Genomic DNA, 775 nt, shown 5'->3' on the forward strand with positions numbered 1-775 from the left:
GCCGTGCCGACGGCGGTCAGGTTCATCTGCTGTCCGCGCTGGACACCAGCACCGGCATCGTCCTGGCCCAGGTCACCGTGAGCGCGAAGAGCAACGAGATCCCCGCGTTCGCACCGCTGCTCGACGCGGTCGAGCAAGTGTTGGGCAGCCTGACCGGTCTGCTGTTCATCGCCGACGCCCTGCACACCCAGACCGCCCACGCCGAGGAGATCGCCGCCCGCGGCGCCCACCTGATGATCCCGACGAAAGGCAACCAACCCACCCTGTTCAAGCAGCTCAAGACCCTGCCCTGGCCGGAGATCCCGATCGGGGACCGCCGCCGCGACACCGGCCACGGCCGCCGCGAGACCCGCACCGTCAAAGCCATCACCGTGGCTACTCCGGGCGGCATCAGGTTCCCCCACGCCGAGCAGGCCGTCCGGATCACCCGCACCCGCACCACCAGCGGGAAGACCAGCCGCGAAACCGCCTACTACACGGTGTCTCTACCCGCCGAGCAGGCCCAACCCGCCGACCTGCAGCACTGGGCCCGCCTCGAATGGCACATCGAAAACCGCGTACATCACGTCCGGGACGTCACTTTCCGTGAAGATCTCCACCAAGCCCGGACCGGCACCGGACCCGCCGTCCTCGCGACCCTGCGTAACACCTCGATCGGCTACCACCGCACCAACGGCGAGGCCAACATCGCCCGCGCCACCCGACGCGCGAACCGCCGCCCCCACGACCTCATCACCGCCGTGACCAGCAGCATCCCGACAACGCAATGACCCTG

General features: G+C 69.0%; 1 protein-coding gene. It reads left to right on the forward strand.

Going from position 1 to position 775, the window contains the following annotated elements:
- Positions 1 to 770 (forward strand): ISAs1 family transposase (locus tag DKT69_RS00140; RefSeq protein ID WP_109799583.1); only part of this gene is annotated, 770 nt, incomplete at its 5' end.
- Positions 771 to 775 lie beyond the last annotated feature (5 nt).

The organism is Micromonospora sicca (assembly GCF_003172935.1).
Taxonomy (GTDB): Bacteria; Actinomycetota; Actinomycetes; order Mycobacteriales; family Micromonosporaceae; genus Micromonospora; species Micromonospora sicca.